Annotated in this window: 20 protein-coding genes and 1 riboswitch; all 20 genes read right to left on the reverse strand. The window is 56.4% G+C overall.

All coding sequences use genetic code 11. The features are described from left to right. Positions 1–6: 6 nt before the first annotated feature. Positions 7–1,623: a Na+/H+ antiporter NhaC family protein gene (locus NI21_RS0100975; RefSeq protein WP_052083747.1), complete on the reverse strand. Its 1,617-nt coding sequence runs from the start codon at positions 1,621–1,623 to the stop codon at positions 7–9. A gap of 140 nt (positions 1,624–1,763) precedes the next feature. After that, positions 1,764–1,937: riboswitch (Lysine riboswitch) on the reverse strand. A 174-nt stretch (positions 1,938–2,111) separates the two neighbouring features. Beyond that, positions 2,112–5,651, reverse strand: a complete 3,540-nt coding sequence (nifJ, locus tag NI21_RS0100980; protein ID WP_033124380.1) for a pyruvate:ferredoxin (flavodoxin) oxidoreductase — start codon at positions 5,649–5,651, stop codon at positions 2,112–2,114. A gap of 92 nt (positions 5,652–5,743) precedes the next feature. Next, positions 5,744–6,622: a prolipoprotein diacylglyceryl transferase gene (lgt, locus tag NI21_RS0100985; protein WP_033124381.1), complete on the reverse strand. Its 879-nt coding sequence runs from the start codon at positions 6,620–6,622 to the stop codon at positions 5,744–5,746. A gap of 34 nt (positions 6,623–6,656) precedes the next feature. Continuing rightward, positions 6,657–7,757 (reverse strand): redox-regulated ATPase YchF, encoded by a 1,101-nt coding sequence (ychF, locus tag NI21_RS0100990; RefSeq protein WP_033124382.1) that lies wholly within the window; start codon positions 7,755–7,757, stop codon positions 6,657–6,659. A gap of 75 nt (positions 7,758–7,832) precedes the next feature. Further along, positions 7,833–8,504: a thiamine diphosphokinase gene (locus tag NI21_RS0100995; RefSeq protein WP_033124383.1), complete on the reverse strand. Its 672-nt coding sequence runs from the start codon at positions 8,502–8,504 to the stop codon at positions 7,833–7,835. Further along, on the reverse strand, positions 8,497–9,159 hold the full coding sequence (gene rpe / locus NI21_RS0101000) for a ribulose-phosphate 3-epimerase (RefSeq protein ID WP_033124384.1): 663 nt from the start codon (positions 9,157–9,159) through the stop codon (positions 8,497–8,499). The genes NI21_RS0100995 and rpe overlap by 8 nt, the downstream gene beginning before the upstream one ends. 4 nt (positions 9,160–9,163) lie before the next feature. Beyond that, a complete protein-coding gene (rsgA, locus tag NI21_RS16665; protein ID WP_033124385.1) occupies positions 9,164–10,042 on the reverse strand; it encodes a ribosome small subunit-dependent GTPase A in 879 nt (292 codons plus the stop codon). A gap of 3 nt (positions 10,043–10,045) precedes the next feature. Beyond that, positions 10,046–12,076 (reverse strand): Stk1 family PASTA domain-containing Ser/Thr kinase, encoded by a 2,031-nt coding sequence (gene pknB, locus NI21_RS0101010; protein ID WP_033124386.1) that lies wholly within the window; start codon positions 12,074–12,076, stop codon positions 10,046–10,048. Further along, positions 12,070–12,813: a Stp1/IreP family PP2C-type Ser/Thr phosphatase gene (locus tag NI21_RS0101015; RefSeq protein ID WP_033124387.1), complete on the reverse strand. Its 744-nt coding sequence runs from the start codon at positions 12,811–12,813 to the stop codon at positions 12,070–12,072. The genes pknB and NI21_RS0101015 overlap by 7 nt, the downstream gene beginning before the upstream one ends. Beyond that, positions 12,791–13,888, reverse strand: a complete 1,098-nt coding sequence (gene rlmN / locus NI21_RS0101020; protein ID WP_052083749.1) for a 23S rRNA (adenine(2503)-C(2))-methyltransferase RlmN — start codon at positions 13,886–13,888, stop codon at positions 12,791–12,793. Before rlmN ends, NI21_RS0101015 begins: the two co-directional genes overlap by 23 nt. A 6-nt stretch (positions 13,889–13,894) precedes the next feature. Continuing rightward, a complete protein-coding gene (gene rsmB, locus NI21_RS0101025) occupies positions 13,895–15,193 on the reverse strand; it encodes a 16S rRNA (cytosine(967)-C(5))-methyltransferase RsmB (protein ID WP_033124388.1) in 1,299 nt (432 codons plus the stop codon). A 45-nt stretch (positions 15,194–15,238) separates the two neighbouring features. Continuing rightward, positions 15,239–15,946, reverse strand: a complete 708-nt coding sequence (locus NI21_RS0101030; protein ID WP_171031560.1) for a zinc metallopeptidase — start codon at positions 15,944–15,946, stop codon at positions 15,239–15,241. An 82-nt stretch (positions 15,947–16,028) separates the two neighbouring features. Beyond that, entirely contained in the window at positions 16,029–16,976 is a 948-nt protein-coding gene (fmt, locus tag NI21_RS0101035; protein ID WP_033124389.1) for a methionyl-tRNA formyltransferase, read from the reverse strand. After that, positions 16,977–17,453 carry a peptide deformylase gene (def, locus tag NI21_RS0101040; RefSeq protein ID WP_033124390.1) on the reverse strand — a complete coding sequence of 159 codons (477 nt, stop codon included), beginning with the start codon at positions 17,451–17,453 and terminating at the stop codon, positions 16,977–16,979. Positions 17,454–17,543: 90 nt separating this feature from the next. Further along, entirely contained in the window at positions 17,544–19,787 is a 2,244-nt protein-coding gene (gene priA, locus NI21_RS0101045) for a primosomal protein N' (RefSeq protein ID WP_207742300.1), read from the reverse strand. A 2-nt stretch (positions 19,788–19,789) separates the two neighbouring features. Further along, on the reverse strand, positions 19,790–21,253 hold the full coding sequence (locus tag NI21_RS0101050) for a UDP-N-acetylmuramoyl-L-alanyl-D-glutamate--2,6-diaminopimelate ligase (protein ID WP_033124391.1): 1,464 nt from the start codon (positions 21,251–21,253) through the stop codon (positions 19,790–19,792). 125 nt (positions 21,254–21,378) lie between these two features. Next, positions 21,379–21,804 (reverse strand): MarR family winged helix-turn-helix transcriptional regulator, encoded by a 426-nt coding sequence (locus tag NI21_RS0101055; protein WP_033124392.1) that lies wholly within the window; start codon positions 21,802–21,804, stop codon positions 21,379–21,381. 128 nt (positions 21,805–21,932) lie between these two features. Then, positions 21,933–22,748 (reverse strand): purine-nucleoside phosphorylase, encoded by an 816-nt coding sequence (locus NI21_RS0101060; protein ID WP_033124393.1) that lies wholly within the window; start codon positions 22,746–22,748, stop codon positions 21,933–21,935. Positions 22,749–22,806: 58 nt separating this feature from the next. After that, positions 22,807–23,997, reverse strand: coding sequence for a phosphopentomutase (locus tag NI21_RS0101065; RefSeq protein ID WP_033124394.1), 1,191 nt, complete (start codon positions 23,995–23,997; stop codon positions 22,807–22,809). Then, complete coding sequence (add, locus tag NI21_RS0101070) at positions 23,984–24,985, reverse strand: adenosine deaminase (RefSeq protein ID WP_033124395.1); 1,002 nt, start codon at positions 24,983–24,985, stop codon at positions 23,984–23,986. The genes NI21_RS0101065 and add overlap by 14 nt, the downstream gene beginning before the upstream one ends. Positions 24,986–25,091 lie beyond the last annotated feature (106 nt).

A 25,091-nucleotide genomic window follows, 5' to 3' on the forward strand; every position in this document is an offset into this window, starting at 1 on the left:
TTTTCTCTACTCTTCTTTTCCATATATGTTCCTGAGCACCAGCAGCACCCCAAGGGTGATCACAATACCCACAGGCAGCGCGATCCACGCCGTCTGGACAAATCCCGCCACAATATATACCACAAAGGATATGGCCGCCACAGTGATGGCGTAGGGAAGCTGAGTCGTCACGTGGTTCACGTGGTTGCACTGAGCTCCCGCCGAGGACATGATGGTTGTGTCCGAGATGGGCGAGCAGTGGTCGCCGCACACAGCCCCTGCCATGCAGGCGGAGATGGAGATGATCATCATCGTCTCATTCTGTCCCTGGAATACCGCCACCACAATGGGGATCAGGATACCGAAGGTTCCCCAGGAGGTCCCTGTGGCAAAGGCCAGACAGCATCCCACCAGGAAGACAATGGCAGGCAGGAAGTTCATCAGGCTGCTGGCGCTGGACTGTACCAGATCAGCCACAAACACATCCGCCCCCAGGCTGTCCGTCATGGCCTTCAGTGTCCAGGCAAAGGTGAGGATCAGGATAGCCGGCACCATGGCCTTAAAGCCGTCCGGAATACAGCTCATGCACTCACTGAATTTGGTGACACGGCGGATAAGATAGAAAACAATGGTGATCACGTAGGCGCAGAAGCTGCCCAGCACCAGTCCCACAGAGGCATCGCTCTGGGAGAAGGAGGTGACAAAATCTGTCCCCGAGAAAAATCCTCCCGTGTAGATCATGCCGATGATACAGCAGATGATCAGCACAATAATGGGAAACACAAGGTCAATCACCTTCCCTTTTCCTGTCACAACCTCTTTTTCCGCATCCGCGTAGGGGCGGTCCGGCGTCGTGTAGATATCGCCCTTGATAGCGTTCAGCTCATGGGTGCGCATGGGGCCGTAATCCACCTTCAGCACCGCGATGCCAATCATCATGACGATGGTCAGCAGGGCGTAGAAATTGTAGGGGATGGCCCGGATAAAAACGGAGAACCCGTCCTCTCCGGGAACAAAACCGGTCACAGCCGCGGCCCAGGAGGAGATGGGGGCGATGATGCACACGGGGGCTGCCGTGGCGTCGATCAGGTAGGACAGCTTGGCCCTGGAGATGTTGTGCTTGTCTGTCACAGGACGCATAACGCTCCCCACTGTCAGGCAGTTAAAATAGTCGTCGATAAAGATCAGCACGCCCAGAAGGATGGTGGCAAGCTGGGCCCCTGTCCTCGTCTTGATGTGTTCCTTCGCCCACTCGCCGAAGGCGGCAGAGCCTCCCACCTTGTTCATCATGCAGACCATGATGCCAAGGATGACAAGGAACACGATAATCCCCACATTGTAGCTGTCGGAGAGCACAGAGATGATGCCTCCCTGGAAAACGTGAGTGATGGTTCCCTCAAAGGTAAATCCCGAGTAAAAAATGCCGCCGATCAGAATTCCGATAAACAGGGAGCTGTACACCTCCTTGGTGATCAGGGCCAGCACGATGGCCACAAGGGGCGGCAGGAGCGACCAGGGTGTGGCAAACATCCGGGGGACGTACTCTGTCTCCTCCCCAGCCGCAAAGCACAGGAGCGGACTGCAGGCCACAAAGAGCATGACAGCAGAGAGCGTCCACAAAACTTTTCTCTTTACATTCCTCATAAGTACCTTCCTCTCTTATACAAAGATAAATAGTAAAAGCCATGAACAAGCGCCGGGCGCACTCATTCATGGCATGTCATTCTCAAACGGTATACACTGCCTCTCCCTCCGGCCGGCAGTGTCATCCCCTCCTCATTCAACACTATGATAGCGCTCCACAGTTGTGACAGTCCACAGGATATTCTCACTGTGTCCCAGGGTACAGCTCCGGGTTCGTCTGTTCCCTTCGGCGGTCTTCCCTTTCCTCTGCGCGGCAGTCCTCCCGGGGACTGTGGCCGCGCGGTACTGATGAACACCGCGCCTCTATCCAGTCTTACTTATTCATATATACATTTCTATCATCTTTGGGTACGAAAGTCAACCGTTATTTATATATCAATATCCTCTGTCCGACGGTACCTCTCATAATAACAGGAGATCCCGCAGGCACATATGCACCTGCGGGATCTCTCTTATATCTTCCGGACTTCCTCTGTCCTGAAAATCTTTTATTCCTCTGTTCCGTAGAGAGTTACGAGCTTCTTCAGATAGTTGTATCTGTCTTTTGCCTCCTGCTCGTTCTTTGCGAACAGAACCTTTGCCTTCTCCGGGTTGGATCTTACAAGTGAATTGTAACGAACCTCGCCGTTCAGGAACTCCTGATAGCCATCCATCTTAGGCTCTTTGCTGTCCAGAGTAAACTTCGCGCCCTCTGCTGCCGGGTTGAACCGGAAGTTGTTCCAGTATCCGCACTCTACAGCCAGCGCTTCTTCCGTCTGAGCCTTGCTCATACCCTTCTTGATACCGTGGTTGATACACGGAGCGTATGCGATGATGAGTGACGGTCCCGGATATGCCTCAGCCTCGGAGATTGCCTTTACAGTCTGGTTGTAATCAGCACCCATAGCGATCTGAGCGACATATACGTAGCCGTAGCTCATTGCGATGCCGGCCAGGTCTTTCTTCTTTGTCTCTTTTCCGCCTGCAGCGAACTGAGCAACCGCACCGGTCTTTGTAGCCTTGGAGGACTGTCCGCCTGTGTTGGAGTAAACCTCAGTATCGAATACCATTACGTTGATGTCCTTGCCGCTTGCAAGCACGTGGTCAACGCCGCCAAATCCGATATCGTAAGCCCATCCGTCACCACCAAATACCCACTGGGATTTCTTGGCCAGGAAGTCCTTGTTGTTTACGATGTCCTTGCAAACCTCGCAGTCGCATCCTTCCAGAGCTTTTACAAGGTTGTCCGTAGCCGTTCCGTTTGTAGCGCCGCAGCTGTATGTGTCAAGCCACTCTTTGCAAGCAGCCTTCACTTCCTCAGAAGCCTTGTCAGACTCCATCACAGACTCAACCTTTGTCTTCAGGCCTGCTCTGATGGTGTTCTGAGCCAGCAGCATACCATAGCCGAACTCTGCGTTGTCCTCAAACAGAGAGTTGTCCCATGCCGGTCCCTTGCCCTCCGGTGTTACCGTGTAAGGTGTGGACGGTGAGGAGTTACCCCAGATAGAGGAGCATCCTGTAGCGTTGGCAATGTACATTCTGTCGCCAAACAGCTGTGTGATCAGTTTTGCGTAAGGTGTCTCGCCACATCCTGCACATGCGCCTGAGAACTCAAGCAGCGGCTGTTTGAACTGAGAACCTTTCACTGTATTTTCTTTGAATTTTGCAACTACTTCCGGTTTTACAGGAATCTCTCTTCCGAAGTCGAAGTATACCTGCTCGCCTGCGTTCTCCTCCATATTGCCCATAACGAGAGCCTTCTCGCCCTTCTTGCCCGGGCATACATTCGCACAGGAACCGCATCCTGTACAGTCATATGCGGAAACTGTCATTGTGAACTTCATGCCAGGCATACCGATCATATCCAGAGTCTTCAGTCCCTCCGGAGCCTTTGCAGCCTCTTCCTCTGTCAGGGCTACAGGACGGATAACTGCGTGCGGACATACATAGGCACAGCGGTTACACTGGATACAGTTGTCCGGATTCCAGATCGGGATATCTACCGCGATACCGCGCTTCTCGTATGCGGATGTACCGGACGGAGTGGAGCCGTCTACGTAATCCTTGAAAGCGGATACAGGCAGAGTGTTTCCTTCCTGAGCGTTTACCTTGGACTGGATATTCTTAACGAAGTCAACAACATCCTCTCTTCCGCCTTTGACCTCAGGTGAGAATAATCCCTCATCCTGGCAGTCTTTCCAGCTCTCGGGAACTGTCACTTCATGAACCTGTTTTGCTCCTGCATCGATGGCGTCGTAGTTCATCTGTACGATCTTGTCACCTTTTCTTCCGTAGGTAGCCTTTGCAGCGGCCTTCATCAGGTCGATGGCTTCCTCCTCCGGAATGATAGCTGCCAGCTTGAAGAATGCAGACTGAAGCACTGTGTTGATACGTCCGCCAAGTCCGATCTCCTTACCGATCTTGATACCGTCGATTGTATAGAATTTGATATTGTGGTTTGCGATAAATGCCTTTACCTGTCCCGGAAGGTGTTTCTCCAGTCCTTCCATATCCCACGGGCAGTTCAGAAGGAATGTTCCTCCGTCTACCAGCTCCTGTACCATGTTGTACTTGTTGATGTAGGACGGGTTGTGGCAGGCAACAAAGTTAGCCTTCTTGATCAGATATGTGGATTTGATCGGCTTCTTACCAAAGCGAAGGTGGGACATTGTCACACCGCCGGACTTCTTGGAGTCATAGTCAAAGTAAGCCTGTGCGTACATATCTGTGTTGTCGCCGATGATCTTGATGGAGTTCTTGTTTGCTCCTACAGTACCGTCAGCTCCAAGTCCCCAGAATTTACAGTTGATGGTTCCTTCCGGAGTTGTAACAAGCTGCTCGCCCTCCTCGAGGGAAAGTCCTGTCACGTCATCTACGATACCGATGGTGAATTTCTCTTTCTCTGTGTTATTGTATACAGCAACGATCTGAGCAGGTGTTGTGTCCTTGGAGCCTAATCCGTAGCGTCCGGAAAGGATCGGAACAGCGTCGAATTTTGTTCCCTTTAAGGCAGCTACAACATCCAGCCACAGAGGCTCACCGAGAGCTCCAGGCTCTTTTGTCCTGTCTAATACGGAAATTGTCTTAACTGTGTCAGGAATTGCGTCGATCAGTGCCTGTGCGCTGAACGGTCTGTACAGACGAACCTTTACAAGTCCGACCTTCTGTCCTGCTGCAAGGAGGTAGTCAACAGTCTCCTCGATGGTATCACATACGGATCCCATAGCGATGATAACCTTCTCTGCGTCCTCTGCTCCGTAGTAGTTGAACAGCTTGTAGTCTGTACCGATCTTGGCGTTAACCTTGTCCATGTACTCCTGAACGATAGCCGGCATAGCTGTGTAGTAGGGGTTGCTTGCCTCTCTTGCCTGGAAGAAGATATCCGGGTTCTGAGCGGAACCTCTCTGGCACGGATGGTTCGGGTTCAGGGCATGCTTTCTGAACGCGTCGATGGCATCCATGTCTACCAGGTCCTTCAGATCCTCGTAATCCCATGTCTCGATCTTCTGGATCTCGTGAGATGTACGGAAACCATCAAAGAAGTTGATGAAAGGAATACGTCCCTTGATCGCTGCACAATGTGCAACCGGTGTCAGGTCCATAACCTCCTGCACGCTGGACTCGCAGAGCATTGCGCATCCGGTCTGACGACAGGCATAAACGTCTGAATGATCACCGAAGATAGAAAGCGCATGGCTTGCAACTGCACGCGCGGATACGTTGAACACGCCCGGGAGCTGCTCACCGGCAATTTTGTAAAGGTTGGGGATCATAAGAAGCAGACCCTGGGAAGCTGTGTATGTTGTAGTCAGGGCACCTGCTGCCAGAGATCCGTGAACGGCACCTGCTGCGCCGGCCTCTGACTGCATCTCTGTCACCTGTACTTCCTGTCCAAAGATGTTCTTTCTTCCCTGTGTTGCCCACTCGTCTGTGGCTTCTGCCATAACGGATGAAGGCGTGATCGGGTAAATAGCCGCAACATCTGTATACGCATATGACGCGTGAGCTGCTGCATGATTACCATCCATGGTCTTCATTTTTCTTGCCATTTTCTTGTTCCTCCTTAGATTTTTGAAAAATAATAATTTAATTTTTCACATATATTAATATTATAGCCCGTGCCATTTTAAAAGTCCAGATTTTACTCTGTTTTCTTTTGTTTCTTTTTCGGTACAAGCCCCTTTCTCCCGCACACGATCCAGATCACGGACACCACCACCAGCACGCCTGCCAGCACCTGGGACACCGGGATTTCCGTGCCCGGGATCCACAGCTGGTCCGTCCGCAGGCCCTCGATCCAGAACCGGCCCGCGCCGTAGCCCGCCAGGTACAGAAGGAAAACCTCCCCCTCGAACTTCTTGTGGGTTCTGTAGAGGAGCAGGAGCACCAGCACCATGAGGCACCAGAGGGACTCGTAGAGAAAGGTGGGATGGACCTGGATGTAAGACACCCCGTCCACCACGTCGATGTGCTCCCGGATCTTCTCCGTCACGTCCGAGCTGCGCACCGCGTCCAGAGGCAGCCGCATGGCCAGAAGCCCATTGGTGTAGTCCCCGAAGGCCTCCCGGTTAAAGAAGTTGCCCCATCTGCCGATCATCTGCCCTGTCACAAGTCCCAGCACCGCCGTATCCAGCAGTCGGGTCACAGGCAGCTTTTTCACCCTCGCCACCACAAACACAGTGATCACCGCCGCTATGACGCCGCCGTAGATGGCCAGTCCCCCGTGGCGGGTGTTGAAGATCTCCAGCAGGTTGTCCTTGTACATATCCCAGGCAAAGACAACGTAGTAGATCCTGGCCCCGATAATACCGAATATGATGGCAAAGATGGCCAGGTCCAGGTAGTCCTCCTGGTTCTGGCCTGTTCTTTTCGCCTCCATCATGGCCATGCCAATGCCCGCCAGCATGCCGATGCCGATGACAATGCCGTAGTAGGCGATGTCAAACCCAAACACAGTCAGGGTCTTGCCCACATTTTCCAGATGGATGCCGATATTTGGGAATTCAATTGAAGTATGCATGACTTGTCCTGTCCTTTCCCGTCTCTTTTTCTGTCTATACGTTGAAGCGGAACAGCATGATGTCTCCGTCCTGCACCACGTAGTCCTTTCCCTCCAGGCGGATCAGCCCTTTCTCTTTCGCCGCATTGTGGGAGCCGCAGGCGATCAGGTCGTCGTAGGACACCACCTCGGCCCGGATAAATCCTCTTTCAAAGTCTGAGTGGATCTTTCCCGCCGCCTGGGGCGCCTTTGTTCCCTTTTTGATCGTCCATGCCCGCACCTCCGGCTCGCCTGCCGTCAGGTAGCTGATCAGTCCCAGGAGACGGTAGCTGGCCTTGATGAGCTTCTCAAGACCGGACTCGGAAAGCCCCAGATCCTCCAGGAACATCTTCTTCTCATCATCGTCCAGCTCCGCGATCTCCTGCTCGATCTGAGCGCATACGACAAACACCTCAAAGCCCTCCTTCGCCGCGTACTCCCGGACCGCCTGCACACCGGGGTTGGAAGCGCCGTCATCGGCCAGGTCGTCCTCCGCCACGTTGGCGGCAAAAATCACCGGCTTCCCGGTGAGAAGATTGTAGCTCTCCAGCCACGCCTGCTCCTCCTCGTCCTCGGCCCCGTCAAAGCTCTTGGCCAGCCTGCCCTCCTCCAGATGGGCCTTGATCTTCTCCAGAAGCTTCAGCTCCTTGGCCGCTGTCTTGTCATTTCTGGCCACCTTTGTGGTCTTGGCGATGCGCCGCTCCAGGATCTCCAGATCCGAGAAGATGAGCTCCAGGTTGATGGTCTCGATATCCCGCATGGGGTTGATGCTGCCGTCCACGTGGACAATGTTGCTGTCCTCAAAGCACCGCACCACATGAACGATGGCGTCCACCTCCCGGATGTTGGCCAGGAACTGGTTTCCGAGGCCCTCTCCCTTTGAGGCTCCTTTGACAAGCCCCGCGATATCTACAAATTCAATGGCTGCCGGGATGATCTTCTTTGTGTGGTACATCTCTCCCAGCACGTTCAGGCGCTCGTCCGGCACGGTCACCACGCCCACGTTGGGGTCGATGGTGCAGAAGGGGTAGTTTGCCGACTCCGCCCCTGCCTTTGTCAGTGAATTAAAAAGTGTGCTCTTGCCCACGTTGGGCAGGCCTACGATTCCTAATTTCATTTTATCCTCTACCTGTTCAAAAGCCCCTTCTCTCTGAGGGCTTCTGCCTTTCGTTATATTTACTGTGCGCTTTCTTTACTTCTGTTTTTCCTCTCTGTCCCGGGTCTCCATCAGGATGACGATCCCGCTGACGAAATCAATGACCACCTCGTCCTCCTCGATCTGATTGCTGACGCACAGGCTGTCGTAGGGGGTCAGAGTATGCTCTGTGAGGGGATATTTCGCTCCCCGGATGTTAAAGCCATAAACCACCTCGCCCAGAGGGAACACAGAAAAATAGTCCCCGAAGGCCTCCTCTTTTTTCAGATGGGTCTCCCCTCCGATGAGGCGGATACGGTTCTGCGGATCCAGGATCACCGCGTCCACCCCCGCCTTGAAGGGGATAGTCAGTGTCTGTATGTTCGCCCACAGGTGATCCACCCTGCTCCCGGTAGCGCCCAGGATCACCATCTCGTGGCACCCCAGGGTGATGGCAAGCCGAACCGCGATCTCTGTGTCCGAGGCATCCTTTACCGGATTGAACTCCCGCACGGAGACATGAGTCTCATTCTTATAGTAGTCTACGATCTCGTGGGACAGGCTGTCAAAGTCGCCCACGATATAGCTGGGCCGGATTTTGTGATGATACAGAAATTCCACCCCTTTGTCCACGCCGATAATGCATGGATCTTCGCACTCCCTGATGGTCTTTTCTATCAGCTCCTCATACAGAGTTCCCCCGCTGATGATCACTGCTCTCTTACTCATAGCTCTTAAGTATCTCCATGAAATTCTTTGTATTTTCTGCCGCACTGCCGTTAAAGACAGCAGAGCCGGCGACGATCACATTCGCCCCTGCATCCAGCACCTCACGGACGTTGGTCAGATACACGCCGCCGTCCACCTGGATATTCAGATCCATCCCTCTTTCCCGGGCCATCGCCCGCACAGTCCGGATCTTGTCCAGAGACTCAGGGATGAACTTCTGTCCGCCGAACCCGGGATGCACACACATGATGAGGATCATCTCCACATCGTCCAGGTATCTGTCCACCTCTTCCGCCGGCGTCTCCGGGCAGATGGAGAGCCCCGCCTTCATGCCGCACGCATGGATCTTATCCAGGGCTGCCTTCACGTCCGGGCAGGCTTCCAGGTGAACGGTCACGCCGTCCGCCCCCGCCTCCTGAAAGGCCTCCACATAGCGGATCGGATCCTGCACCATGAGGTGGGCGTCCATGAACTGCCCTGTGGCGTGGCGGATGGATTTCAGCACAGGCATGCCAAAAGAGATACTGGGGACAAACATGCCGTCCATGACGTCAAAATGGAGCCAGGCGGCGCCATTTTCCTCCGTCCTCCTGATCTCCTCTCCCAGCTCTGTGAAATCTGCCGCCAGAATAGACGGCGCCAAAATGTAATCCATATACTCAATACCTCCTCTTTGCCTTCAGCTCCTCATACATTTCCAGATAGCTGTCATACCTGGCCCTGTGGATCTCCCCTGACTCCACCGCCGCCTTCACGGCGCAGTCCGGCTCATGTACGTGGTCGCATCCATTGTATCTGCACTGCCCCTCATAGGGAAAGAATTCCGGGAAGCAGTGCTTCAGCTCTTCCTTCTCAAAATCATTGGTGTAGAGGGAGCTGAATCCCGGCGTATCCATAATATAGGAGTTCTCATCTATGGCGATGAGCTCGCTGTGGCGGGTGGTGTGCCGCCCCCTCTCGATCTTCTCGCTGATGGAGCCGGTCTCCATCTTAATCTCGCTCTGGAGAAGATTGATAAGGGAGGATTTCCCCACTCCGGAGGGACCGGCCACAGTGGTCGTCTTCCCCTCCAAAATCTCTCTCAGCTGCCGGATATTTTCTTTTTTCTCCGCGCTTGTAAAGAGGATCCGGCACCCGCAGTTCCGGTAAATATCCTTCAGGTCCGCAAGGCGCGGGTCATCAGCGATGTCCTTTTTGTTAAAGCAGAGCACCGCCGGAATGTCCTTTCTCTCCATCATGACGAGAAAGCGGTCCAGCAGATTCAGGTGGGGATCCGGCTTTGCCGCCGCGAACACCACAAGAGCCTGGTCCACATTGGCTACCGCCGGGCGGATCAGCTCGTTCTTCCTCGGAAGGATGCGGACCAGATTGCCCTCCATATCCTTCTCGTCCAGCACATCGATCTCCACGTTATCCCCCACAAGGGGCTTTTTGTTCTCTTTCCTGAAAATTCCTTTTGCCTTACATTCGTAAATACCGGATTCCGCTACATGGACGTAGTAGAACCCGGCAATACCTTTTATGATTTTTCCCTGCATGTATTACTGTCCTTCTTCTGTGTCCGGCTCCTCCGGCGTCTCAGTGCTGTCGCCTGGAGAAGACGACTGGCCCTGGCTTACCACGAGATTGACCGAAGCCCCCCTGGACACGCTGGCCCCCACGCCCGGGTCGCAGGAGATCACCTGTCCTGCCGGCGCGGAGTCCTCCCTGTAGGTCACGCTTCCCACGCTGAGCCCGGCGCTGGCAATCAGCTGGCGGGCGTTGCTCTCCGATACGCCCACGACAGAAGGCACGCTTACAGGCCTTGATCCAAGGCTCACCACGATATTGACGTTAGCGCCCGCGTCCACCTTTGTGCCGCCCGAGGGATCCTGGGAGATGACATTGCCCTGGGCCACGCTGTCGCTGTAGTCCGTGGTGACTGTCACATTCAGCCCGGCCCCTGAGAGGGTGCTCTTGGCTGTATTCTCATCCGTGCCCCGCACATCCGGGACGCTGATCTTCTGCTCTCCCTTGCTGACCTGTATGGTCACAGTAGAGCCCTTTGCGGCCTGGGTGCCTGCCTCCGGGTCGGTGGACACCACCTCGCCCTGGGGCTGGCTGCTGTAGACAGCGGCAGACTCTACCTTAAAGCCGGCGTCCTCCAGAGTCTTCTGGGCGTCCGCCTCGTCCTGGCCTACTACGTTGGGCACCTCCACCTGCTCATCCGTCTTGCCGGTGCTCACATCCAGAGTGATCTGCGTATTTTTCTTTACCTTTTCCCCGTTCTTCGGGTCCTGTGCCATGACATAGCCCTTCTCGTACTTGGCGGATTCCTCCTGCTTTCCAATTTTCCAGCCAAGTCCCGCGTTGTTCAGCTCTGCCTTGGCATCGTCTAGGGACATGCCCACCACGTTGGGCACCTTCACCTGGCCGCTGTCCTCCTCTTGTGTCGTTCCCGTGCCGCCAAACCGGAACAGTCCGGCCGCCCGGCCGATCACAAGGGCAAGCACCAAAATGATGATGACCGCCACGACGATGGTCATGATCTTGATGACCTTGTTCATGCGAGGATTGACTTCATCACTGTCGTGATCCTCCCCGTCCTCGTCATCTTCGTAATCCTCATCGTCTTCGCCGTAGTCGTCATCCTCGCCGTACTCATCGTCCTCGTCATCATCTCCATAGGAACTGCGGATATCGTCCAGATCATCCTCCGTGATGATCACTGTGTCCGCATTTCCTACAGGGACGATCTGGACGAAATCTCCGTCCGGATCCACAAGGGAGTGCTTCAGATCCTGGATCAGCTCGTCCACATCGCTGTATCTTCTCTCCGCGTTTTTCTGGGTACATTTCAAAATGATCTGCTCGAGACTGTAGGGGATGTCCGGCACCAGCTCGGAGGGAGGCGTGATCTCCTCCTGCAGATGCTTCATAGCCACCTCCACCGTAGTGTCCCCGTTGAAGGGAACCTGGCCTGTGACCATCTCGTACAGGGTGATACCGATGGAATAGATGTCGCTCTTCTCATCGCTGTAGCCGCCCCTCGCCTGCTCGGGAGAGGTATAGTGAACCGACCCCATGGCCACCGTGGTGGTGGTCTTGGAGGTCACCATCCTGGCGATGCCAAAATCCGTCACCTTCACTTTTCCATCGTTGGATATAATGATATTCTGGGGCTTGATGTCCCTGTGTATGATATGGTGCTTGTGGGCTTCCTCAATGCCCGAGCACATCTGGATCGCAATACTGATCACTTCTCTGGCGGAGAGGCGTTTCTTCCGGTCTATATACTCCTTCAGAGTGATGCCCTCCACAAGCTCCATGACCATATAGTAGAGTCCCCTGTCCTCCCCCACGTCGTAGACATTGACAATATTGGGGTTCAAAAGGCCGGCTGCGGCCTGGGCCTCGGAGCGGAACTTTTTCACAAAGGTCTCGTCCTCCCGGAACTCTTTTTTCAAAACCTTGATCGCGACGTAGCGGTTCAGCATTGTATCTCTGCCCTTGTAGACATCCGCCATGCCGCCTGAACCAATCTTCTCAATTACCTCATATCTGTTGCCTAAAAAAATACCATCTTTTACCATTTGCCTACCTCATCAGCGATGGGCTCCGCCATCACTACCCCTATATTATCTCTGCCTCCGTTTGCATTTGCCTTGTCGATCAGCATATGCACAGCCTCTATGATATCTCTGGAGCCCTTCACGATGCCGAACATGACTTCATCCTCCACCATGTTGCTCAGGCCGTCCGTGCACATCAGTATCTTGTCTCCCCTTCTGATGCGGAATTCATAGAAATCTGCCTCTGCCTCATCCTTTACTCCCATAGCCCTGGTGATAATGTTCTTGTCCGGGTGGTTCCTGGCCTCCTCGGCCTTGATCCCGCCCAGGCGCACCATCTCCTCCACCAGGGAGTGATCCTTGGACAGCTGCCGGATATTGTCGCTGATCAGATAGAGCCGGCTGTCTCCGATATTCGCAAAATGCAGTGTATTGTCAATGACCGTGGCCGCCACCAGGGTGGTGCCCATGCCCTCAAGCTTTATATCTCTTTGGGCCTCCTCGATCAGTCTGCGGTTGGCGGTGTCAATGGCAGCCTTGAAAATCTCATCCGGTCTGCCGGGCGCGCTTTTTTCCAGTTCTTTTTTCAGCGTCTCAACGGTAAATTTGGATGCGAAATCACCGGCCTTGTGGCCGCCCATTCCGTCCGCAACTACCAGAAGATTGGGGAACGGTCCGATGGGACTGTCTGTCGCGAACACATAGTCCTGATTTACCTCCCGTCTTCTCCCCACATCAGTCAGCGCGTAAAATTTCATCTGCCTTTTCCTTTCCCGCAGCCGCATAGCGTCTCCGTAATTGTCCACAGGCCCCGTCAATATCGGAACCTCTTTCCCTTCTTATAGTAACATTTATTCCGTTTTTTTCAAGTTTATTTTGGAATTTGAGGGCATTTTGACGGCTGGGACGCACATAGCTCCTCTCCCTCACCGGGTTCACCGGAATGAGGTTGATATGGCAGTTTCTGTGCCCTGCGATGCGGATCAGATCCGCCGCGTCCTCGTCCGTGTCGTTGACATCCTTCACCAGGCTGTACTCAAAGGTGATCCTTCTGCCCGTCTTCTCGAAATATGTATCGCAGGCCGCCAGCACCTCCGAGAGCTCGTATTTGTTTGCCACCGGCATGAGACTCTTCCTCTTTTCCTGCGTGCCCGCGTGGAGGGACAGGGCCAGGGTGATCTGAAAGCCCTCCTCCGCCAGCCTGAGAATCCCGGGCACGATACCGCAAGTGGAGGCGGTGATATTCCTCTGGCTGATGTTCAGCCCCTCAGGGGCGCTGACCATGCGGATAAAGCGGACAAAATTGTCATAGTTGTCCAGGGGCTCCCCGGTACCCATGACCACAATGTTGGACACCCTCTCCCCGGTTATCTTCTGGATCCTGTAGATCTGTCGGAGCATCTCCGAGGTCTTCAGGTTCCTTATGAGCCCGCCGATGGTGGAAGCGCAGAACCGGCATCCCATCCGGCACCCGGCCTGGGAGGAAATACAGACAGAATTTCCGTAGTCGTATTTCATCAGGACGCTCTCCACCATGTTGCCGTCCTCCAGCTCAAAAAGGAATTTCTCCGTGGGATCCGCCTTTGAGATCTGCCTCTCCACCAGCTCCACCGGGGCGATCTGGTACTCCTCGTCCAGCTTCTCCCGCAGGGACTTGGACAGGTTGGTCATCTCCTCAAAGCTGTCCGCCAGCTTTACGTGAAGCCACTGGTAGATCTGCTTTGCCCGGAAGGTCTTCTCCCCGGCCGCCTGCATCTCCTCCGCCAGCTCTTCATATGTATAGGAACAGATATCCTTCTTTTTCCTCACAGCCTTCTCCATAATTTCCCCCATATTCTCTCAGTCCTTTCTGTCAAAAAGGGCAATGTAAAATCCGTCTCCCGCCTGCTGCCCGGGGAGGATCTGCTCCTGGCTCACCAGCCGGAAATCCGGATGCTCCGCCTGGAACCAGGCCGCGTTCTCCTCGTTCTCCTCCCGGTTGATGGTGCAGGTGCTATAGACCAGCCTGCCGCCGGGCTTTACGTACCTCCACACCTGGGAGAGGATCCTTCTCTGGAGAGCCGCCAGCTCCCTCTCGTCCTCCCGGGTCATCCGGTATTTCAGGTCGCTCTTTCTCCCCAGGACTCCCAGCCCGGAGCAGGGAAGATCCGCGATCACAATGTCCGCCTTCTCCACAGACTCCTCGTCAGGAACCGTGGCATCCCAGCGGACGGCCCGGATATTTTCCATGCCGGACCGGCGGATGTTGTCCCATATGAGCTCCACCTTATAATCGCTGATATCCCTGGCCTCCACCATGCCTGTGCCCGCCAGCATATCCGCCAGGTGGAGCGCCTTCCCGCCGGGGGCGGCGCAGACGTCTATGACGTAGTCCCCCTCCTTCGGGTCCGCCCGCTGTGCCACCAGCATGGAGCTGATGTCCTGCACCTGGAAATCCCCCTCCTGAAAGCTGGGGAGGGCTGCCAGATAATCGTAGCCGGAGATCAGCAGGGCGCAGGATAGCTCCGGCACATCCTCCACCTTCACTCCCTCACGGATTAGCTTTTCTTTGAGCTCCTCCTTGGAGATCTGGTGTAGATTGCATCGGATGGAGGTGGGCTTCTCCTGAAGAAAATTCCGCAGCATCCTTTCCACCTGCTCCCGGCTATAGCAGCCGAGCCACTGCTCCAGTATCCACCGGGGCATGGAGTAGACCACGCTGAGATACTCCAGGGTTCCCTCCTCCGGATAGGGCACTGTATCCAGGTTTCTCGCGATGGAGCGGAGCACCCCGTTGACAAAGCCCCTCAGCCCGCCGAAGCCTCTTGAGGCCGCCAGCTTCACCGCCTCGCTGCAGACAGCACGATCAGGAACGCTGTCCATGTACTTCAGCTGATAGACCGCGCTCCTGATAATGGCCCGTATGACAGGCTTCATCTTCTTTACTTTTACCTTGGAAAACTGGTCCGTGATGTAGTCCAGCTCGATCATCCGCTCCAGGGTTCCCTCCACCACTCTCGTGATAAAGGCCCTGTCGCTTTTATCCAGGTACTGGTATTTCCCCAGCACCTGGTTCAGCGCAATATGGCTGTACTGCCCGTCCCTTGTGACAAGGAGAAGGATCTCCACCACCAGGTCCCTTGTGTTTATTTTTGTCATCGGTCCCTCCTCTTTCTCTCTTTTCTTTCTCCGTCCTCCGGCCTTCTATCTGCGCCTGTTGCCTGTCAGCAGGATGATACGCAGAAGCTGCAGGATAGAGGACGCCGCCCCTGCCACATAGGTGAGGGCCGCCGCCCCCAGCACCTTCTTCGTGCCCTGGATCTCATCCGGGTACATGATGCCGGAGCTGCCCAGGATGCGCACCGCCCTGCCCGAAGCATTGAACTCCACCGGCAGGGTCACAAGCTGAAACAGGACCGCCAGGGAGAAGGCAAGGATACCCAGGTTCAGGAACATCTCCGAGGACCGGCCTGTAAAGAGAAGTCCGATGAGGATCAGGGGCCAGGCAAGGGTGCTCCCCAGGTTAGCCAGGGGCACCAGGGATCCTCTGATTCTCAGGGGCATATACCCCTGGGCGTGCTGCATGGCGTGTCCGCACTCATGGGCCGCCACCCCCACCGCCGCCAGGGACGTGGAGTTGTAGGTGGCGTCAGAGAGCCGCAGCACCTTGGTCCTGGGATCATAGTGGTCGGTCAGATTGCCCGCCACCCTCTCGATCCGGACATCGTAGATGCCCGCCCGGCGCAGCACCTCGTATGCCGCCTCATGGCCGGTAAGGCCGCTGTGGCTGCGGACTCTGGAATATCTATTAAAGGTGGACCGCATTTTGGCGGAAGCCGCCAGACAGATGATCACACCCGCAATGACAAGTATATACGTAGGATCAAACCAGTAATACATTGGATACATCATAGTAATCAACCTCCTAGAGGAGTATTATATACGAAAAACAGGCTGCCAACCTGTTTTTCATATAAATTTAACACTTTTTTATTTATTCTTCCATTTCTTCTTCGCCAAGCCTTGTCCCCGGCTCCACCCGGTAGCCTCTCAGGAAGGCGTCCGCGTCCATACGCTTCTTTCCCGGGATCTGCAGCTGCCTGACCGCCAGAAGTCCTTTCCCTGTCTGGACGAGAAAGCTCTCCTTTGTCACCTCCGCCACGGTGCCGCAGGGCTGTCCGCTCTCCTTTTCCAACACGTCTGCCCCCCAGATCTTCATGGTCTTTCCTTCCCAGACAGTCCAGGCGCTGGGCCAGGGATTTAAGCCCCTCACAAGCCGCTCTATGGAAACCGCGTCCTCTGTCCAGTCGATCCTTCCCAGCTCCTTGGACAGCTGCCGCGCATACCGGGTGGGCGTCTCCCCCTGCTTTTCGGGGTGCAGGGTGCCGGCCTCCAGGGCCTTCAGGGTCTCCACACAGAGCTCTGCCCCGGCCTTCGCCAGCTTGTCATGGAGGCTGCCGCCGGTCTCATCCGCCTCGATAGGCACCTCTGTCCGCAGGAGCATATCTCCTGTGTCCAGCCCCTCGTCCATCTGCATGGTGGTCACGCCGGTGACTGTCTCCCCGTCAATGATGGACCACTGGATGGGCGCGGCTCCCCTGTACTTCGGCAGAAGGGAGGCGTGGACGTTGATGCACCCGCAGGGGGTGAGCTCCAGGATCTCTTTGGGGAGGATCTGTCCGAAAGCAATCACCACCATCACGTCCGCCCCATAGCGGGCCAGCTCCTCCACACAGCTCTTCTCCCTCACCTTCACGGGCTGAAAGACCGGGATGCCGTGTTCCAGAGCCTTCTCCTTTACCGGTGTATACTGCACCTTCCCGCCTCTTCCCTTTGGCTTGTCGGGCTGGGTCACGGCCAGCACCACCTCGTGCCCCGCCTGGATCAGGGCCTCCAGGGTCCCCACCGAAAAATCCGGGGTTCCCATAAAGATCACTCTCATCTACTCATCCTCCTCGTCGTAGGTCACATCGTGGAGCTCTCCCTCCACAAGATCCACGTACATCTTTCCATCCAGATGGTCGATCTCGTGGCAGAAGGCCCTTGCCAGAAGTCCGGTGCCCTCCAGCTCGATCTCTTCCATATCCTCGTTCAGAGCCCTCACCTTCACATAGTCAGGCCTTGTCACCTGGCCGGATTTGCCGGGCACGCTCAGGCACCCCTCCTCGCCGGTCTGCTCGCCGGAGGTCTCCAGGATCTCCGGGTTGATGAGGACGATGGGGCCCTCCCCCACATCGATGACGATGATCCTCCTCAGCACACCCACCTGGGGGGCCGCAAGCCCCACGCCCAGGGCCTCGTACATCGTATCCAGCATATCCTGGATCAGGATCTTTGTCCGCAGGGTCATCTTTGTCACTTCTTTGCACTGCTTTGTCAGCACTTCATCTCCAAGCTCTCTTATCTTTCTGGTTGCCATATGTCTTTAGCTCCTTCTATAAAAAATATTCTCTATCTGTCAAAAACGGCGTCCTGTCAGGAGTAGTCCCTGCCAAAAGGCCTCCTCCCGTCAGAAGGAATGTACAGGGTCAAAGTCGAACTGGATCCGGATATCCCGGAACCCCCGGTTCAACTCAATATACTGCTCCATTCGGTCCTTCGCCTTAACAAGCATACCATATTTTTCGGATTTTAGATAGAGGATCTTTCGGTAAACGTCGCTCACCTTTCCCACATGGGGGCTGGCCGGGCCGATCACCGCAAGCTGCCCCGAGGAGCCCAGTCTGGCCGCAAATTCCTTCAGATATGCGGAGGCGGTGGTCAGCTTCTCCTCGTCCTGCGCCGCCAGGAGGACGGCAAGGAGATGGGCAGCCGGCGGATACCCCATTATCTCCCGGTACCGGATCTCCTCCTCATAGAAGGCCTCGTAATCCTGCCTGGCGGCTGTCTCGATGCTGTAGTGCTCCGGGCTGTAGGTCTGGATCACCACCTCGCCTCCTCCCTCTCCTCTTCCCGCCCTGCCGGCGGCCTGTGTCAGAAGCTGAAAAGTGCGCTCCGCAGAGCGGTAATCATCAGTGTAGAGGGACATGTCCGCGGCCAGTACCCCCACCAGGGTCACATTGGGGAAATCGTGGCCCTTGACGATCATCTGGGTGCCCACAAGGATATCTGCCTCCCCGTCTCCGAAGGCGGAGAGGATCTTCTCGTGGCCGTCCTTTCTCCGGGTGGTGTCCGCGTCCATCCGGAGCACTCTGGCCCCCGGGAACTCCCGCTTTACCATCTCCTCGATCTGCTGGGTGCCCGCCTTAAAGCCCCCGATGTGGGGGGAGCCACATTCCGGGCAGGTTCGCACCATGGGCCTCTCATAGCCGCAGTAGTGGCAGACCAGCCTCCCTCCCCTGTGGGCGGACAGGGACACGTCGCAGTGGGGGCACTTGATCACGTGGCCGCAGGACCGGCAGGACACAAAGCCCGCGTAGCCTCGCCGGTTGATAAAGAGCATGGTCTGCTGCCCCTTCTGCAGCCGGTCCGCCATGAGCTCTCTCAGGCTGTCACTGAAGATAGAACGGTTCCCCTTCTTCAGCTCCTCCCGCATATCCGCCACCCGGACCCGGGGCAGAGTCCCGCTTCCGGCTCTGGAGGGCAGTCGCAGCAGCACATACTCTCCCCTCTCGCAGCGGTAGAAGGCCTCCAGGGAGGGAGTGGCCGATCCCAGCACCACACCGGCCCCCTCCAGGCGCGCCCTCTCCACAGCTGTCTCCCGGGCGTGATACCGGGGCACCTGCTCGCTCTTGTAGCTGCCCTCGTGCTCCTCGTCTATGACAATGAGCCCCAGCCTGGGAAAGGGGGTAAAAAGGGCGGACCTGGGGCCGATCATGACGTCAATCTCCCCTTTTTTTGCCCGCTGCATCTGGTCATACCTCTCCCCCGCCGACATCCGGGAGTTGAGGATGGACACCCGGTCCCCAAACATTCTCTGGAAGCGGAGCACAGTCTGCCAGGTAAGGGCGATCTCAGGGATGAGCACAATGGCCTGCCTGCCCGCCTCCACCACCTTTCGAATCATGGCCATGTAGACCTCCGTCTTGCCGCTGCCGGTAACGCCGTAGACCAGGTAGGTGCGCCGCAGTCCCCTGTCATAATCCTCTGAAAATCTCCGGATGGCCTCCGCCTGCTCTGTCGTGTACGCGATCTGTCTTCCCGCTTTCCTCCCGGCCTGCACCGGATTCCGGTACACCCGGGAGGACTCTGTGAGGAGAAGTCCATCCTCCTCCAGAGCCCGCACCACCGGAGGAGTGATATTCAGTTTCTCCCGGGCCAGGTCGTAGTCCAGCCTGGGGCTTGAGAGGAGGGCCTCAAGGAGACGGGCCCGGGCCTTCTGATTCTTCTTCTGATACCACCTTAATCTCTTCTCCCCCTCTTCCGGGGAGACGAGAAGGACCAGCGTCTTCTTCTCCCTCTCCCGCTCCTTTCTCTTGATGGGGAGGACGGTCTTCAGGGCCTGGATCATGGTGCCCCCGTAGGACTCCTTCATCCAGGCGGCCAGGGCCACCAGCCGGGTCTCGATGCCCACGCTCTCCCCCGGCACTGCCAGGATCTCCTTGATCTTTGCCGGGTCGTAGCCGGGGGTCTCGGAAAATCCCACAATATATCCCCTGGTCTCCTTATTTCCCTTTCCAAAGGGGACAAGCACCTCCGTCCCCACAGCCAGCTTCCCTTCCAGCTCTTTCGGAACCGTGTACTGAAATATTTTGTCCAGCTTTTCGTTTGTAATGTCAATGATAATATCTGCGTAAATCTTTTTTTCCGGCATCCTTACCTGTCCTTTTCTCCCCGGAGTGCCTCCAGTATGATCTCCCTGTCGTCCATGGGATAGCGCACTCCCTGTATTTCCTGGTATGTCTCGTGTCCCTTTCCCGCGATCAGGACCACGTCCCCTCTGCCGCTTCGGTCCACCGCATAGCGGATGGCCTCCCTGCGGTCCGGTATGACTGTGTAAAACCCTTCTGTCCGCCTCATGCCCTCCACAATGTCCGCGATGATGTCCTCCGGCCTTTCCTCCCTGGGATTGTCGCTGGTGATGACCGTCTCGTCCGCCATCCGCCCTGCCGTCTCTCCCATCTCATACCTTCTCTGCCTGGACCTGTTTCCCCCGCATCCGAAGAGGACGATGAGCCGGCTCTTCACAAAGCCCCTCAGAGTATCCAGGGCGCAGGAAAGGCTCATGGCATTGTGGGCGTAGTCCAGGAAGATAGTCCGCCCGCCTGCGCAAGAGATCTGCTCCATCCGGCCCGGGACCCTGACCCGGCTCAGAGCTTTTCGCACCGTCTCCTCCCGAATCCCCAGCTCAAAGGCCGCGGCGGCCGCCGCAAGGGCATTGTACACATTGTATCTCCCCGGAAGCGGGATAAAAAATCCTCCCTCTCTGCCCTCTATCCCAAAGCTCATGTCGGAGCGCCCGTCCCTTGTCTCTTCCTTAATCCTCACAGCCCGCCAGTCCGCTCCCTCCTCCGTACCGAAGGTAACTTTCCTGCACCCGGTCCGGTCAAAGATTTCCCCATAGCAGGGATCGTCTACATTCCCAAGCCCGGTCTCGCACTGGAGAAACAAAAGATGCTTGCACCACCGGTACTCCTCCGGGCTGGCATGCTCCCCGGGGCCGATGTGGTCCTCCCCCAGGTTGGTGAAGATCCCCATGCAGAAGGGAACGCAGGCAGTCCGCTCCAGCTTCAGCGCCTGGGAGGACACCTCCATCACTGCGCTTGTAAGCCCCGTCCCCCTCATCTCCTGAAAATACGCCATAAGCTGACAGGACTCAGGGGTTGTATGCGTGCTGGGGAAACGGCGCAGCCCTGTGTCCGTCTCGATGGTTCCGATCAGTCCGCATGCCCCCTCCTCCCGCGCCAGGATATCCCGCAGCATCCAGGCGGTGGTTGTCTTCCCCTTTGTCCCGGTTATACCGATGACCCGCAGGTGCTCCGCCGGATACCCACAGGCAGCCGCGGACATGGCAGCCAGAGCCCACCGGGTATCCGCCACCCGGATTACCGTCACGCCAGGCGGGCAGGCGATCTCCTTTGACGCCACAATGGCCGCCGCTCCCTTTTCCACCGCCTCCGGGACAAACCTGTGTCCGTCCGTTCCGTACCCCTCAATGCAGACGTAGGCGTCTCCTCGTCTTAAATCTCTCGTGTCGTTCGTCACACCCTCAACCCGGGTGTGGACCGTACCTTGTATCACCTCGTATCTCACCTGTGAGAGCAGCCGGATCAGTTCCATATCTGCCTCCCGTGATATAGGCCTTATTTATAATTGTCACACAGCCGGGAAGTTCAGTCAACTGTTTCCGTGTGCCAAATTTCCCGGGAGGGTGACAAAAAGGATGCTCTTTTTAAAGCATCCTTCTACTCCCGCTCTGAAAATCCTTTCACAACCTTTTCCTGGATACGCAGCAGCGCCTCCGCATCCTGAGGGCCCAGAAATTCCAGTAGCCGGATCACATCCTCCAGCGTTTTTTCTCTCTTGTCTTCTATTTCATCTCTGCCTGCCAGAGTGATGGACACGATGACCTGCCTGTTGTCCTGGCAGTCCGCAGTCCGGGTCACCCAGCCCTTCATCTCCATATGCTTCAAAAGCGCGGCAATGCGGGCTGTGCTGACCTGCATCTTTCTGCTGAGATCCTTCGGGAAAGCTGTCCCTCCGTGTTTTTCCAGATAATTCAGCACAAAGAACTCTCCCTTTGTCAGTCTGGCCAGCTCCTCATTGACCGCCACATGAGGCCATTCAGAGCGCATTTTCAGGAGCTCCTCTGCTATCTCTTTGTAATTCATGATTCCTCCCCATCCGCAAGTGCTATTAGTATTAGTAAATCATATGCCTCAGAGCAGAGTTTGTCAATCCTTGTTCCAAAGAGCTTACTTCCACATGGCTCAAAGAAGCCGTCTCAATGGAGATCCTTTCAGGCCAGGCTGCCGATAAAGGAGGTCACCAGCCGCTCAAACTGATCCTTCACCCTGTCCGCCGTCTCCTGCACCTCCTGGTGGTCCAGGGGGCTGTCTAGTATGCCTGCTGCCATGTTGGTGATGCAGGATACGCCGCAGATCTCCATGCCCATGTGGCGGGCTACGGTGGCCTCGCAGGCCGTGCTCATGCCTACGGCGTCCGCCCCCAAAGTTCGCAGCATCCGGATCTCCGCCGGCGTCTCATAGTTTGGCCCGGACAGCTGGGCGTAGACTCCCTCCCGCAAAGAGACCCTCTCCCGCCGGGCAGCCTCCCGCAGCTTCTCCATCAGCCCCCGGTCATAGACCTGGCTCATATCCGGGAAGCGTGTTCCCAGCTCTTCTATGTTCGTCCCTCTTAAGGGGCTGGGAACAAAGGAGGAGATCTGGTCTGTAATCATCATCAGATCCCCCGGCTCAAAGTCCAGATTGATCCCGCCCGCCGCGTTGGTAAGAAGGAGGGTGCGGGCCCCCAGCATACCCATAAGCCGGATGGGCAGGACCACCTCCTGCATGTCGTATCCCTCATAGTAGTGGACTCTTCCCTGCATCAGCACGACAGGCACGCCCTTCACTCTTCCAAAGAGGAAACGTCCCTGGTGTCCTGCCACAGTGGAGACGGGAAAGCCCTCCAGCCGGCTGTAGGGGATCTCCTCCTCCACCTGGATTCTCTCCCCGTATCCTCCAAGGCCGGATCCCAGCACAATAGCCGCCCTGGGCACAAAATCCGTTGTCTCCCTGATAGTATCCACATAGCGTTTCAGTCGTCTGTACATAGTCTTCCCCTTTCTCTGTCATTTTTTCAGCTCTTCTTCCCCCGGTCATCCTCTATCTCTAAAACAGCTCTGCCAGGCGGGAGGTTCCGATGGTCCCCTCCGGCATCTCCAGGCCGAAATTGTCCGCCACAGTGGCTCCTATAACGGCAAAGGTATCCGCCTCAGGCAGCGGCCCTCCCTTCTCCAGGGAGGGGGACCAGGCGATAAAGGGCACATACTCCCGGGTGTGGTCTGTCCCCGTGTAGGTGGGATCATTGCCGTGGTCCGCCGTCAAGATCACCAGATCCTCCTCCCTCATAAGCTCCATCAGCCGTCCCAGCCCCACATCAAATTTCTCGATCTCCCGGGCATACCCGCCAGGGTCTCTCCTGTGTCCCCACAGGGCGTCAAAATCCACCAGATTGGTAAAGCACAGCCCTGTGAAATCCTCCCGGCATATGTCACAGGTCTGCTCCATGCCGTGGACGGAGCTGTCCGAGTGGAGGGAGCGGGTGATACCCTCGCCGGAGAAGATGTCGTGGATCTTTCCCACGGCGATCACATCCAGACCCGCGTCTTTAAGCACGTTCATGGCGGTCCTGCCAAAGGGCTTTAAGGCATAGTCCCGGCGGTTGCTGGTGCGGACAAACTGCCCTCTCTTCTCCCCCACGTAGGGCCTGGCGATGACCCGCCCCACCTTCCACTCATCCCGCATGGTGAGCTCTCTGGCGATCTCACAGCAGCGGTACAGATTGGCCAGGTCAAAGGTCTCCTCATTGCCGGCGATCTGAAGCACCGAGTCAGCGGAGGTGTAGACGATCATGGATCCGTCCCGGATCTCCTCCTCCCCCAGCTCGTCCAGGATCTTCGTCCCGCTCTCGCTCCTGTTTCCGATCACCTTTTTGCCGCAGCGCCTTTCCAGCTCCCCGATCAGCTCCGGTGGAAAGCCGTGCTCCGTAAAGGTTTTAAAGGGCTTCTCCACTCTCAGCCCCATCATCTCCCAGTGGCCGGTCATGGTGTCCTTGCTCCTGCTGGCCTCCGCCATCCGCATGAAACGCCCCGCGGGAGCCGGGTCAGAGTCCATCTGCGGGCAGGGGTGCAGGTTCAGCATGCCAAGCCTTCGCAGATGGGGAATGGAAAGGGGACCCGCAGACTGAAGGATATGCCCGAAGGTGTCCACGCCCACGTCCCCGTACTCCGGCGAGTCCGGCATAGCTCCTATTCCCAGAGAGTCCAGGACAATGACAAAAATTCTCTTATAGCGTTTCATAGTCTCCTCCTTTCGCGGCGCGTATCTGCCGGATCAGCTTCTCCTTTACACGGTCCGGCGCAAAGGATACTTCAGCGGCGTTCTCCATCAGCTGCCAGATTTCCTGATCCCGGATCCCCCAGGACTCCTGGACAAACTCCAGCTCCCCGGACAGGGTGCTGCCGCTGACCGTGCGGTTGTCCGTGTTAATGGTGACCTTCAGCCTCTGATCCAGAAATTCCCGCAGAGGATACTCGCCGGGGCTCTCCACTGCCTTTGTCTGCAGGTTGCTGACAGGACACATCTCAATGCCTATGTTCTTCTGCCTGCAAAGTCTCTCAAGCTCCGTCTGTCCCCCCATGGCAATTCCATGGCCGATCCGCAGGGCCCCGGCTTCCAGGGCATCCCGTATATTGGCGGCGCTGCCGCACTCCCCCGCATGGATGGTAAAGGGCAGGCCCAGCTCTCTTGCCCGGGCAAAAAGCTCCAGGAAATCCGCCATGGGGTAGGCCGCCTCATTGCCGGCTAAGTCCGCCGCGCACACGCCCTGTCCCAGAAATTCCCGGGCCGCCCGCATCATGGACAGATTTTGCTCAAAGGTGTGTCCCCGCATGGCGCACACGATGACGTTGTACTCTGTCCCAAAGTCCTTCCTGCCGCTCTCCAGCCCCTCCAGAAGAGACCGGATCACCTCCCGGCAGGTGAAAGAGCCGTGGGCCGAGAGGGAGGGGGCAAACCGCACCTCCGCGTATCTGACATTCTCCTCTGACACGGTTTTTATAAAATCATACCCTGCTCCCCGCAGTCCCTCCTCATCCTGAAGGCAGGCAAGCGGCAGGTCGAATTTTTCCAGGTACTGCGCCAGGCTTCGGCAGTCCCTGTCCACCTGCAGCTCCCGGAGAGACACCTGCCTTCCCAGCCTCTCTTCCACGAACTCCCGGCTCAGAGAGCCATCCAGGTGACAGTGGAGCTCCACCTTGGGAAACCTGGTCCACTTATTTTTCCCCATAGGTCCGCCTCCTTTCTACTACAATATATTTATGGTTAATACCCCTTACAGCCAGTAAGGAATTACCCATCTTGTTGCTTAAGCTGTTAGAATGAGTGTGGCAATA

This window comes from Eubacterium sp. ER2 (assembly GCF_000765215.1).
Lineage (GTDB): Bacteria > Bacillota > Clostridia > Lachnospirales > Lachnospiraceae > Claveliimonas > Claveliimonas intestinigallinarum.